10 protein-coding genes and 1 pseudogene are annotated in these 12,849 nt (G+C 56.7%); 5 read left to right on the top strand and 6 right to left on the bottom strand.

The annotated features are described in order from the left end of the window. The coding region (locus tag ACTIKR_RS18075; protein WP_442328582.1) for a DnaB-like helicase C-terminal domain-containing protein at window positions 1–713 on the top strand (713 nt) is incomplete at its 5' end. Window positions 714–803: 90 nt separating this feature from the next. On the opposite strand, the gene ACTIKR_RS18070 is transcribed toward ACTIKR_RS18075, so the two are convergent. From ACTIKR_RS18070 to ACTIKR_RS18055, 4 genes are all read right to left on the bottom strand, one after another. Then, window positions 804–1,835, bottom strand: coding sequence for a bile acid:sodium symporter family protein (locus ACTIKR_RS18070; protein ID WP_442328581.1), 1,032 nt, complete (start codon window positions 1,833–1,835; stop codon window positions 804–806). 369 nt (window positions 1,836–2,204) lie between these two features. After that, complete coding sequence (locus tag ACTIKR_RS18065; protein WP_442328580.1) at window positions 2,205–4,025, bottom strand: PhoH family protein; 1,821 nt, start codon at window positions 4,023–4,025, stop codon at window positions 2,205–2,207. A gap of 77 nt (window positions 4,026–4,102) precedes the next feature. Further along, on the bottom strand, window positions 4,103–4,588 hold the full coding sequence (locus ACTIKR_RS18060; RefSeq protein WP_442328579.1) for a peroxiredoxin: 486 nt from the start codon (window positions 4,586–4,588) through the stop codon (window positions 4,103–4,105). Window position 4,589: 1 nt separating this feature from the next. Beyond that, window positions 4,590–5,033: an Mth938-like domain-containing protein gene (locus ACTIKR_RS18055; protein ID WP_442328578.1), complete on the bottom strand. Its 444-nt coding sequence runs from the start codon at window positions 5,031–5,033 to the stop codon at window positions 4,590–4,592. Window positions 5,034–5,355: 322 nt separating this feature from the next. On the opposite strand from ACTIKR_RS18055, the gene alaC reads away from it, so the two are divergent. The 4 genes from alaC to ACTIKR_RS18035 all read left to right on the top strand — a co-directional run bounded on the left by alaC (window position 5,356) and on the right by ACTIKR_RS18035 (window position 10,970). After that, window positions 5,356–6,546: an alanine transaminase gene (gene alaC / locus ACTIKR_RS18050; protein ID WP_193088521.1), complete on the top strand. Its 1,191-nt coding sequence runs from the start codon at window positions 5,356–5,358 to the stop codon at window positions 6,544–6,546. Continuing rightward, a complete protein-coding gene (locus tag ACTIKR_RS18045) occupies window positions 6,543–7,847 on the top strand; it encodes a homoserine dehydrogenase (RefSeq protein WP_442328577.1) in 1,305 nt (434 codons plus the stop codon). Before alaC ends, ACTIKR_RS18045 begins: the two co-directional genes overlap by 4 nt. An 80-nt stretch (window positions 7,848–7,927) precedes the next feature. Continuing rightward, the gene (gene thrC / locus ACTIKR_RS18040) at window positions 7,928–9,361 is read left to right on the top strand and encodes a threonine synthase (protein ID WP_193088519.1); all 1,434 of its coding nucleotides are present in this window, start codon (window positions 7,928–7,930) and stop codon (window positions 9,359–9,361) included. A 379-nt stretch (window positions 9,362–9,740) separates the two neighbouring features. Next, window positions 9,741–10,970, top strand: a complete 1,230-nt coding sequence (locus ACTIKR_RS18035; protein ID WP_193088518.1) for an NnrS family protein — start codon at window positions 9,741–9,743, stop codon at window positions 10,968–10,970. Between the two features lie 139 nt (window positions 10,971–11,109). Here the strand turns inward: ACTIKR_RS18035 and ACTIKR_RS18030 are convergent, their stop codons facing one another. Beyond that, window positions 11,110–12,675 (bottom strand): FAD-dependent oxidoreductase, encoded by a 1,566-nt coding sequence (locus tag ACTIKR_RS18030; protein WP_442328576.1) that lies wholly within the window; start codon window positions 12,673–12,675, stop codon window positions 11,110–11,112. After that, window positions 12,659–12,849, bottom strand: a pseudogene (locus ACTIKR_RS18025) (presqualene diphosphate synthase HpnD); the annotation flags it as partial. The pseudogene ACTIKR_RS18025 and the gene ACTIKR_RS18030, both read right to left, overlap by 17 nt.

Raw genomic sequence — 12,849 nt, 5'->3', positions numbered from 1 at the left:
CGTCGTTTTCCATGAATATTGCCGAACACGTAGCGATCGACGAAGGCTTGCCTGTTGCTGTCTTTTCCATGGAGATGGAAGCCACGCAACTGGCGGCCCGGATGATCGGCTCTATCGGCAAGCTGGATCAGCAGCGCATGCGTACCGGCAGGTTGCTGGATGAGGACTGGCCCAAGCTGACCCACGCCATGCAGCTATTGCAGGAAGCGCAGATCTACATTGACGAGAGTCCGGCATTAAGCCCGCTGGTGCTGCGTTCACGCGCGCGCCGGCTAAAGCGCAAGTGTGGCAAGCTGGGCCTGATTGTGGTCGACTATTTGCAGCTGATGTCGGGCAATGCCTTGTCCAAAAACGACAACAGGACTGCCGAAATTTCTGAAATCAGCCGTTCGCTCAAAACCCTGGCCAAGGAAATGGAATGTCCCGTTATTGCGCTGTCGCAGCTGAATCGGGGCCTGGAGCAACGCACCAACAAGCGGCCCATCATGAGTGACTTGCGTGAATCGGGTGCGATTGAGCAGGATGCCGACTTGATCCTGTTTATCTATCGCGATGAAGTGTATCACCCCGATAGTCAGGACAAAGGCTCTGCCGAAGTCATTATCGGCAAGCAGCGTGCGGGCCCCATTGGTACGGTCAGGCTGACGTTCGCTGGTGAATTTACCAAGTTTATGAATTACGCCGGCCCGGGCGACAGTTTTATCGCAGAATAAAAAAAACAAAAGGGGCAGGCCTTGCGTGTTGCCGGCACTGCCCCTTTTTTCTGTGTTCTTTGCGCTATGCGCTTTGCCTCATGTTCTTTGTTATGTCGGTTTTTTGAGCAAGGTCTCGTCATCCTGGTCAACCGGGGTTTCTTGCGGTCGCTTGCCCAGCCTGGCGGCGATGACCGCGCATACCATAAGCTGGATCTGATGGAAGATCATCAGGGGCAGAATAATGGCGCCGACCGCCTGACCTGCAAACAGCACCTGCGCCATGGGAAGGCCGCTGGCCAGACTCTTTTTCGATCCACAAAATACAAGTGTGATACGGTCTTCGAGCGAAAAGCCCATCAGGCGACCGATCAGCGAAGTCAGAATCAGTACAATGGCCAGGAGCAGGACGCTGGCAAACACAACTGCAATCAGGGCACCTATCGGTGTTTCATGCCAGAGGCCTTCATTGACCGCCTCTGAAAATGCAACATAGACCACCAGCAGGATGGAGCCCTGATCCACAAATTTCATGAGGGAACCATGCCGGCCAATAAACCCCGAGGTCCACAGGCGGCTAAAGTGCCCCAGCGCAAAGGGAACCAGCAACTGCAGGGTAATGAGCCAAATGGCTTCCAGTGCCTGGTGTGAATCTGCGGTTGCATTGCTATCGGCAATCAGCAAATTAACCAGCATGGGCGTGATGAAAATGCCCAGTATGCTGGACGAGGATGCGCTGCATACGGCCGCGGGAATATTGCCACGGGCGATCGAGGTGAAGGCGATGGCCGATTGCACAGTGGCTGGCAGCACGCACAGATAGAGTACACCCTTGTACAGGTCCGGTGTCAGCATGGGTTCGAGCACCGGGCGCAGAACGACACCCAAGAGGGGAAACAGAATGAACGTGCAGGAAAAAATGACCAGATGCAGCCGCCAGTGTGTCGCGCCGGCAATGATCGCCTGGCGTGACAGGCGTGAGCCGTGCAGGAAGAACAGCAGTGCAATGGCCAGGTTGGTGACCAGTTCGGCGACGGGCATGCCCCGACCATGCGCGGGTAATACAGACGCAATAATAACCGCGACGATCAACAACAGGGTGAAACGGTCGATTTTCAGGAAACGAAGCAGGGACTGGGACATTGCGCGTATCTACGTTAAGGATTGAATGGTGCGGCTATTGTACTCAATCCTGCACCGGATTTACCTGGGGCCAAGCGCGTGGGGGCTGTAATTGCGCAGCATATCTCGCGGTCTTGTGACGGCAAATGGCATGTGCCGGCGTCTGGTAATTGACTCGCAGGGCCTGATTTGACTGGCCTGTGGGCCGATGCGATGGACCAGCGATGGGTGTCCTGACCGCGTGTGGCGCAAAGACATGGACATTAGGTAAAATCACCTTGAACCTGTGGTGATGTATTCTTTTTTCTAAAAACAAAAAAGGCCGGTGATCCGCTTCGTTGAATAGCGTGTCACCGGCCTTTGCCTTCCGATACGATTGGCCGACCAAGGCTACAGCGCATCTCCGGCATAGTCGGCCAGGCGCGAACGCTCGCCTTTTTGCAGCGTAATATGCCCGGAATGCGGCCAGCCCTTGAAGCGGTCGACGACATAGGTCAGGCCCGAACTGCCTTCGGTCAGGTAGGGCGTATCAATCTGCGCGATATTGCCAAGGCAAATGATCTTGGTGCCGGGGCCGGCCCGGGTGATCAGTGTTTTCATCTGCTTGGGCGTCAGGTTCTGCGCTTCATCGATAATCAGATACTTGTTCAGGAAAGTGCGCCCGCGCATGAAGTTGAGCGACTTGATCTTGATATGCGATTTGACCACTTCCTTGCTGGCGCTGCGATCCCATTCGCCGGACGAACCGTCATTCTTGGTGCCCGTATTGAGAAATTCCAGATTGTCTTCGAGCGCGCCCATCCAGGGTTGCATTTTCTCTTCTTCAGTACCCGGCAGAAACCCGATGTCTTCACCCACTGGCACGGTTACTCGGGTCATGATGATTTCAGTATAGCGCTTGGTTTCCAGCACCTGAGTCAGCCCGCAGGCAAGCGCCAGCAGGGTTTTACCGGTACCTGCCTGGCCCAGCAGCGAGACAAAGTCAATATCCGGATTCATGAGCAGGTTGAGCGCGAAGTTCTGTTCGCGGTTGCGTGCGGTGACGCCCCAGACGTTGTTTTTCTTGTGGGTATAGTCTCGCAGGGTGGCCAGCACGGCTGTTTTTCCGTTGACTTCACGAACCTGGGCGTACAGCGGCGAGTCGCCTTCAAGATAAACGAACTGGTTGACCACGAAATCGGCGCACAGCGGTCCCTTGATCTTGTAGAAGGTTGTGCCGCCCTGTATCCAGGACTCGACATCCTTGCCATGTTTGGCCCAGAAATTGTTCGGCAGCAGCATGGCCCCGTCATACAGCAGGTCGGAGTCTTCCAGCGAATGATCATTCAGGTAGTCTTCGGCCTCCAGACCCAGCGCCCGCGCCTTCAAGCGCATATTGATGTCTTTGGAGACAAGCACGATCTGGCGTTGCGGCTGTTCACGATGCAGGGTTTGCACGACCCCCAGGATCATATTGTCGGCCTTGCCGTTGGGCAGGTCTACGGGAAGCCGGCCTTCCATATTCTGCGTCTGAAACAGCAGGCGGCCGGTTGCATCCTTGTTGCCCAGTGCGTCCAGCGGCATGCCCTTGAGGATATCTTCAGTCTCTGCCACCAGCGCGTCCAGCGAGCGGCTGACCTGGCGTGCGTTGCGTGCCACTTCGGTCATGCCTTTCTTGTGATGGTCCAGCTCTTCGAGCGTCATCATGGGCAGGAAAATATCATGCTCTTCGAAGCGGAAGATCGATGTAGGGTCATGCAGCAGTACGTTGGTGTCCAGGACAAAGAGTTTGGACAAGCCGTTGCTGCCCGCCGTGTTTGCCGCCCGTACCGGTGCGCCGCGTGTGCTGCCCGATTTGCCCCCGGCAGGCGCGGTGCCGCTACCTGCGTCGGCGCGACGCGCGGTGGTGGTGCGCCGGCCTTTGGTATCGGCCTGCTCGCGCGCCTGCGGTGCGATTGTTGCCACCTTGGCGCCTCCTCTGGCCTGTGCCGGTTCTGTCATATCGGCTGGCACAGCGATGCCGGCCGATGCTGTATCAGCGACATCCGGCCGGGCGTAGTCGGTTGCATTGGCTGCGTCGACGCTTGCCACCGTGCCGGGTTGGTCCTGCTTCTGACGCTTGCGTCCACGGGGCGCCGCGGTCGCGGTATCTTCCTTGGAGGCTTTTGGAACCGGCATTCCCGTCATATCCAGGATGTCGGCAGGTTTGGCAGGCAGCTTTGGAAGTGGCATAGATAGTTTCTCACATGGCTGTTGTTCCATGGGCGGTTGCACCATGGAAAAGGGTACCCGTCAGGGCCCGGGTGGGACTAATCCTGTTGCGCGGCATTCAGGTCGCGCACTGCTTCAAGGACGGCATCAACATGGCCAGGCACTTTCACTTTTCGCCACTCGTGCACAAGCTTGCCCGTGCCATCGATCAGAAAGGTGCTGCGTTCAATCCCGCGTACCTGCTTGCCGTACATGTTCTTCATCTTGATAACGTCGTATTGTGTACACAATGTTTCGTCGGGGTCGGACAACAGGGCAAAGCTCACATTTTGCTTGGTGGCAAAATTTTCGTGGCTTTTAAGCGAATCGCGCGAGGCGCCCAGTATGACGGTGTTTTCGTTTTCGAAATCGCTCAGCGCATCCCGGAATCCCTGGGTTTCGGTCGTGCATCCGGGAGTGTTGTCCTTGGGATAAAAATACAGCACGACGTTTTTGCCTTTCAGTGCGGCCAGGGTGACCGGGCCAAGCTGGCTCTCGGCCTTGAATGCCGGCGCTTTCTTGCCGATGGTGGGGGGACTGGTCATTTTATTCTCCTTCGCTGAGCATGAGCGCGACAGCAACATTGCGGCCTTCAGCCATCAGTACATTATAGGTGCGAGCCGCCGCCTTCGAATCCATGGCTTCAATGCCCACGCGCGCGGCCAGCAGGGGCGCAGTCACTGCTGCAGGTAGAAAATGCTGGCGCGAACCGGTGCCCACGAGCAAAATTTCAGGCGTGTTCTCAAAATTGGTGGCAGGGGCGTCGTCAAGAAAATCGATGGGGTTGCCTTCAACCTTACGGATGTCCGCAGCCAGAATCAGCTGATCTGTTGTAATGTCGCTGACAGCGGTCACGTTCCACGGGCGCACAGTACCTTCGGGGCGAAACGCAATGGCATGGGTATATTCGACTTCATTGACTTCGATGAAGTGGTCCCCATAGCGGGTGACCGTATTTAATGCGGTTGGCTGTTCTCTTTTCAGTTCCACAAAGACTCCTTGTGCGTTTATCTTATTCTAACTGTATTTCATATATGTGATAGTGGTCCTGCGATATTTTGCGCTACGTGGGCGCAGCAGATCGCACGGCTGTGATACCGGACCAGAAATGCCGGATGCGCTTGCGGCGTCGCTGCCTGGGGGCAGTCGCCGGTTTGGCAATGTCCGTATCTCATCTTTTTTTGTACTGCAATGACACGGCCATTGCAAATTTTTTTTGTGCATAGGCAAAATCGTTTGCCGTACGGTCTTATATAGGCTAGATTTACTGGTTTCACCCTAATTTTGTTCCTTCACTTATTCCAGGTCCGTCATGAGAAACTTCCCACGTATAGAAAGGCTCCCTCCTTATGTGTTCAACATTACCGGCGAGCTGAAAATGGCGGCGCGTCGACGTGGCGAAGACATCATCGACATGTCAATGGGTAATCCGGATGGACCGACGCCCAAGCATATCGTTGACAAAATGGTAGAGGCGACGATCCGCCCCGATACTCATGGTTATTCGGTATCCAAAGGCATTCCGCGCCTGCGCAAGGCGATTGCAGACTGGTATTCACGCCGTTATAACGTTATTCTGGACCCGGACCGGGAAGCCATTGTGACTATCGGATCCAAGGAAGGGCTGGCTCACCTGATGCTGGCCACGCTCGACAAGGGCGATACCGTGCTTGTGCCCAATCCCAGCTATCCCATCCATATATACGGTGCGGTCATAGCCGGCGCCAATATCCGCTCCATACCCATGAAAAAAGGGCTGGATTTCTTCGAGGAAATCGAGCGGGCAGTGCGCGAGTCCATTCCCAAGCCGAAAATGATTATTCTGGGTTTTCCCAGCAATCCCACGGCGCAATGCGTTGATTTACCGTTTTTCGAGCGGGTGATCAAGCTGGCCAAAGAGCATGATATTCTGGTCGTGCACGATCTGGCCTATGCCGACATCACCTTTGACGGCTACCAGCCGCCGTCCATCATGCAGGTGCCTGGCGCCAAGGATGTGGCTGTTGAATTTTTTACCATGAGTAAAAGCTACAATATGGCTGGCTGGCGGGTCGGTTTCATGGTGGGCAATGCCGAGTTGGTCAATGCGCTGGCTCGCATGAAAAGCTACCACGATTATGGGACATTCACGCCTATCCAGGTCGCATCCATTGCTGCCCTGGAAGGCCCGCAGGAATGCGTCGCCGAAGTGGTTGCGCACTATAAGAATCGCCGCGACGTGCTGGTCAAGGGGCTGCACGAAGTCGGCTGGATGGTTGAGATTCCCAAGGCGGCGATGTACATCTGGGCCGAAATTCCCGAGCCCTACAAGGCAATGGGATCACTGGAATTTTCCAAAAAACTGCTGGCCGATGCCAAGCTGGCTGTATCGCCGGGTATCGGTTTTGGCGATCTGGGCGACGATCACGTGCGTTTTGCCATGATCGAGAACGAACAACGTACGCGCCAGGCAATCAGAGGAATTAAAGAAATGTTCAAAAAAGACGGGTTTCTGAAAAAATGAATCCAATGAAGGTAGGTTTATTAGGTTTTGGGGTTGTAGGCAGTGGCACCTACGCGGTGTTGACGCGCAATGCAGAGGAAATATCACGGCGCGCCGGACGCCAGATTGTGGTGTCCAAAGTGGCCACGCGTACACCGGCCAAAGCGGTGGCCGTATTCGGTGATAAAGTGCCGGTCAGCAATGATATGGCTGGCCTGGTGGACGATCCTGAGGTGGATATTGTCGTCGAACTCATTGGCGGCACCACGCTCGCCCGTGAACTGGTGCTGACCGCGATTGAAAACGGCAAGCATGTGGTGACGGCCAATAAGGCATTGCTCGCCCTGCACGGTAATGAAATATTTTCCCTGGCCAGCAAGAAAGGCGTCATGGTGGCGTTCGAGGCCGCGGTCGCTGGCGGAATCCCGATTATCAAGGCGATTCGCGAAGGCCTGACGGCCAACCGTATCCAGTGGCTGGCCGGTATTATCAACGGCACCACGAATTTCATTCTGTCGCAAATGCGCGAGCACGGTCTGCCTTACGAGACCGCGCTGGCGCAGGCCCAGCAACTGGGCTATGCCGAGGCTGATCCGGCGGGCGACGTTCAGGGAATCGACGCGGCGCATAAACTGACGCTGATGGCATCCCTGGCCTTTGGCATTCCCATTCAGTTCAGCAAGGCGCATATCGAAGGCATTGCCGATCTGGATCAACAGGATATTGTCTATGCGGAACGGTTGGGTTATCGCATCAAGCTGCTGGGCATCACGCGACGTCGCGATCAGGGTATCGAGCTGCGGGTGCACCCGGCTCTGGTGCCGACCAAGCGGCTGATCGCCAATGTAGAAGGTGCCATGAACGCAGTGGTTGTCAATGGCGATGCGGTGGGTGACACGCTGTATTATGGTCCCGGTGCGGGCTCCGAAGCCACGGCCTCGGCTGTGGTGGCCGATCTGGTCGATGTGACCCGCTTGCATACGTCCGACCCCGGCAATCGTGTGCCTCATCTGGCCTTTCAGCCAAGCGCGCTGTCAGACACGCCTATTCTGAATATGGAAGACGTGCGCACTTGCTACTATTTGCGTCTGTCGGTGGAAGATCGTTCTGGCGTGCTTGCCGACTTGACCCGGATCCTGGCGGATCATCAGATTTCCATCAATTCCATGATGCAGGAACAGGATGGCGAAAACCGCGCCATCATTATTTTCCTGACACACCAGGCCAGGGAAGGCGACGTCAATACGGCGATCAAGACCATTGAAGCCATGCCTTTCGTGCATTCGTCCATTACGCGTATCCGCCTGGAACATCTGGACTGACTGATCTGACCGGCACGACCCCAGCAGCAGGGGCGTGTCTTCTTGTTTCCGGTATTTGATGCCGGAATAACGGAGCAATAATGAAATACATTTCAACCCGTGGCGGCATGAGCCCGGTTGCATTTTCCGAAATCCTTCTCGAAGGACTGGCTCGCGATGGGGGCCTTGCGGTACCCGAGAGCATTCCTTCGGTTAGTGCCAAGCAGCTCGAACTGTGGCGTTCGCTGTCCTATGCTGAACTGGCCACGGAAATATTGAGCCTGTACATAGACGATATTTCGCGCACCGATCTGGAGCGCATCTGCAAGGCAGCCTATAACGAATCGGTTTTCTCCGGCAGCGAGATTGTGCCGCTTAAGCCTTTGGACAAGTCAATGACACTGGTGGGCTTGTCCGAAGGACCCACGCTGGCGTTCAAGGACCTGGCAATGCAGTTTCTGGGACAGGTTTTCGAATTTGTGCTGGCGCGCGAAGGCCGCAAGCTGAACATTCTGGGAGCCACCTCGGGCGACACCGGTTCTGCGGCGGAATACGCCATGCGCGGCAAGCTGGGCGTTTCTGTCTTCATGCTGTCGCCGCATGGCCGCATGAGCGCCTTCCAGCGTGCCCAGATGTATTCGCTGATGGACGAGAATATTCATAATATCTCGGTCAAAGGCGTATTTGATGACTGCCAGGATATAGTCAAGGCATTGGCCGGCGATGTTTCGTTCAAGACCAATTACCACCTGGGTGCGGTCAATTCCATCAACTGGGCGCGTATCTGCGCGCAGATTGTGTATTACTTCTGGGCGTGGCTGCGCAGTACCGATGAGGCGGTCAGCGCCGGCACCGACGTGTCCGGCCAGAAGGTATCGTTCACGGTGCCATCGGGCAATTTCGGTAATATTTTATCCGGTCATTTCGCCCGCCGGATGGGCCTTCCCATTCATCGCCTGGTTTTGGCAACCAACGAGAACAATGTGCTGGAAGAGTTCTTCCGTACGGGTGTTTATCGTCCGCGCGTCAGCGCCGAAACCCTTGCCACGTCCAGCCCGTCCATGGATATTTCCAAGGCTTCCAATTTCGAGCGCTTTGTATTCGACCTGCTGGGTCGCGATGCCAAGCGACTGGCGGCAACCTGGAAAAAGCTGGAGCAGGAAGGGGTATTTGACCTGTCTGCAGAAAAAGCGCGCTTTACCGAAGAGTTTGGTTTCGTCGGCGGCAGCAGCACGCACGCGGATCGCCTGGATACAATTCGCCGGGTGCAAGAGCAAGCAGGCATTCTGATTGACCCGCATACGGCCGATGGCGTAAAGGTTGCCCAGGCATTCGTCGAAGAGGGCATCCCGATGCTGGTTCTGGAAACGGCATTGCCCGCCAAGTTTGGCGAGACCATTCTGGAGGCAACTGGCCAGCAGGCGCCCGTTCCAGACCATCTGAAGTCGCTGGCCGATCTGCCGCAGAAAGTGGTCATTATGGATAATGATATGGAAGCCATACGTGACTACATCAAGGCGCGGGCACTGATCTGATCAGGCATGGGCGAGGCTGGTGACAATTGAATTTATAGCAATTGAAATATAATCATCCTAGTTGCAAAACAAAAAGTCGATCCGGTGGATCGACTTTTTTTTGGACCTTGGCAGGCGAGGGTCTGTGTACGAAACGACCTGCGACGGTAGTGTGTGGTGGTGGCAAAAATTGCGTGCACCGCGACCCTGCATTGTCATTCGCATTTGAATACAAAGGCTGGGGTCGCATACTGGTTCGCGGCCGGCCCACGGTGGCCTTGGGCGACGTATCTGCGTTGCGCGCCTGACTTGGAACAGACACAGGCGGGGAGTCGATCGGTCTTTTTATAAAATATGTATATAATATACATATTATTTGCTCTGACCGGCACGATTTATCATGCAAGCATCCACTCCTGCGCAATCGCGTTTTTCCCTTTCCGCATTCCTGTCTCTCGGGTTTCGTCCTTTGTATATATGCGGCGCTGCCTGGGCGCTTATTTCAATTGCCATCTGGGTTTTTACGCCGCAATTGTTGACAGGACAATTGAGTGGCGTTTGGTGGCATGCGCATGAGATGCTGTGGGGCTTTGTCGCCACGATTGCGGTTGGTTTCCTGACCACGGCCAGCGCCACCTGGACGGGCAATAATCCTCTGAAGGGGGCGGCGTTAGGCATGCTGGCGCTATGCTGGCTGGTGGCGCGGCTGGCATTTTTAATACCGGGGCAGGCAGCATTCGTGCTGGGCGCAGTGAGCGATACGCTGTTTTATCTGATTGCGGCGGTGGCGCTCTGGCGGGTGATTTTCAAAGCCAGGAATAAACGCAACTACATCCTGCCATGGGCCGTGCTGGTGCTGGGGCTGACCAACGTATTGTACTTGGTGGCAGTTGCGCAGGGCAGGGCAATGCTGCTGACCGAGGTGTTGCGCGTTGGCATTCTTTGCATGGTATTTATTACCTTGCTCATCGCGCGGCGGGTTATCCCGTTTTTTGCCACCCGGGCCATTACCGGTCTGAAGATTCCTGCACATGAGCGCTCCGGTCTGGTGCAGCTTGTTGCCTGCGCTGTGGCCATGCTAGCCGTCGTCCTGCAACAGGACTATGCGCTGGCTATGGGAGCGGCGGTTGCGGGCGCCGTTGCCCTGTATCAGCTCGTCCAATGGAAGCCGCTAGCCGTGGTCCGCGTGCCGTTGTTGTGGGTGCTGTACCTTGCGTGGTTTTTCCTGGGCATCGGCCTGCTGCTGGCCGCCGGCTATTTCATTGGGTGGCGTCCTTTGTTGCTGGCGCGACAGGCGGCGTACGTGCATGTCATTGCCATGGGAGGCTTCTCCATCATGATCATTGGCATGATAACGCGCACGGCGCTGGGGCATACGGGTCGCGCACTGAAGGCAGACCGCTTGATGGTCAGCAGTTATATTCTGGTTTTCATCGCGACCGTGACGCGTCTGATTGCATTGATGATTCCCGTGGTCAGCGTGCCGATGCTACATCTGTCGGCGGCGGCATGGATTGTTGCGTTCGGCCTGTACCTTTATCGTTTCGTGCCTTTGCTTGTGGCACCCAGACCTGCGGCGGGCAATACGATGCCAGCCGGGGTGATTCGGCCGCAAGAAACCAAATCATAAGACGTCCCATAGGTTTCTCATCGGTCTACAAGCGGCTCCAGAAGCGATAGCAGTCAGGGGCTGTCAGCGTCCATACCATGAAGCGACCGCCGAAATCAGCGCAGTGAGCCTGAACGGGTTGCACTCGTGCTTCTGCTGGTCAATACGCCTGGGCTGCCTGCGCTGCAGCAAGCCCACTCATGACAGCGCCCTCGAGTACGCCCGGGTAGCCGGTGTTGGTCCAGTCGCCGGCCAGGAACAGGCCAGGCCAGGGCGTCACGCAATCGGGCCGGGCCAGCCCGGGGGTGGCTGCAAACGTCGCTCTCTTTTCCATGATCAGTTCGAAACCGAGGACTTGCGGCAGCGTTACGCCGGTGGGCAACTGGTCGCGAACCTGGGACAGTATCGCATTGGCAATATTGTCCCGGCCAGTGCCGATCAGATGGTCTGCATGGCTGATTACAATTGAAATTGCATGTGAAAAGCGGTCATTGGCAGCGCCTGGTGTTGTCGCGTTGGCAGAGGCGGTGTCGACAGATCCGATGGCTGCATCGGGATGCATGAAGCGGCTGCGATTGAACAGCCACTGCCCGTCGTGCCCGGCCTGGCGATTTTCCTTTAGCATATACATGCAGCCGGGCAAGGGAAAGGCGCGCTCCAGAAACACAGTCAATGTGGCAATCGCGTGGTATTGGAAGGCATTCAACTGGTCGAGCAGCGCAGATTTTTCTGCCAACGCTGCCTGGCGCTGGTCATCGATGTCGGGCTGCGCATGATCGTCTGTTATCGGTGCGCCGTTCAGGTTGTCCGCCTGATTGGGCATGAGTCGGGACAGTAGGCGATGGCACATGCGCGCCGGTGCGGCCAGGATCACGGCATCGAAAACGGCGTCGCCTTGCTCGGCGTGGTCACGCCCGGCAGCACGGTTATCCGGCGCCTGGCGCGGCTGCCTGGGCGGCCGGCTGCCCGTGCCCGTATGTAGTCGATAGCCGCCGGGCGCGGCACTCAAGCCATGCACCGGCATGTTGGCATGAATTGTCAGTTGTGGCGCAAGCACTTCAGGCCACAGGGCACTCAGATCGACGCGCGGCAGGATCAGGTCGCTGGCATCTGCACCGGCCGTCAGGCTATCCCTGAGCACGACGGAAAACAGCGCCATTGACGCATCGCCAATCGGCGTATTGAGCGTGGCAATGCACAAGGGTTCCCAAAAAAGACGGATCAGCGCGGTCGGTTGGCGCTGTTTTTGCAGCCAGGCGAGGACGGTGGTATCGGGCGCCACATGCCACCCAGTCAATTGCAGTTGCAATAGCGTTCGGAACAGGACGTATTTGTGGCCAGCGCTCAGGCCTTTCATGCGAAGCAGCGCCAGGGGCAATCGGAGTGGTCCTGGATGGGCCGTATTGACCGACAGGTGCAACGCGCCGTCCAGCGAGGTCAGTTGCAGGGGCAGACGCAGCAGGGCATGGTCGTTGTCGACGCCAATCTCTTGCATAAGCTCAAGAATGTGGCGGTAGGCGCCCAGCATCAGGTGCTGGCCATTGTCGAGCACCAGACCGCGGCGCGCAATCACTGCCTTGCGGGCGCGCCCGCCAAGTACCGGTGATTGCTCGAATACCTCGGTGTGCCATCCGGCCCGTTTGAGTGTGAAGGCGGCGGCCAGGCCCGCCCAGCCAGCACCCACGACGGCAATGCGCGGCCGGGAGTGGTCAGCGTTGAGGGACATCCAGCTTTCGCATTTTACGGATGAATCCCTTGCCGCCGCCCACCCAGATTTTCCAGGCGATCATCAGTTTGCGCAGGGGGGTCAGGGAAATGTGGCTGGTCAGCACCGGCCAGCCGTCCTTTTCAATTTCACACAGCAGGGTGTAGTAGATTGCAGCCATCATTAGTCCGGGGC

The organism is Advenella sp. (assembly GCF_052108595.1).
In the GTDB taxonomy this organism is placed as follows: Bacteria; Pseudomonadota; Gammaproteobacteria; order Burkholderiales; family Burkholderiaceae_B; genus Advenella.
This window is presented reverse-complemented; position numbering and strand designations above follow the sequence as displayed.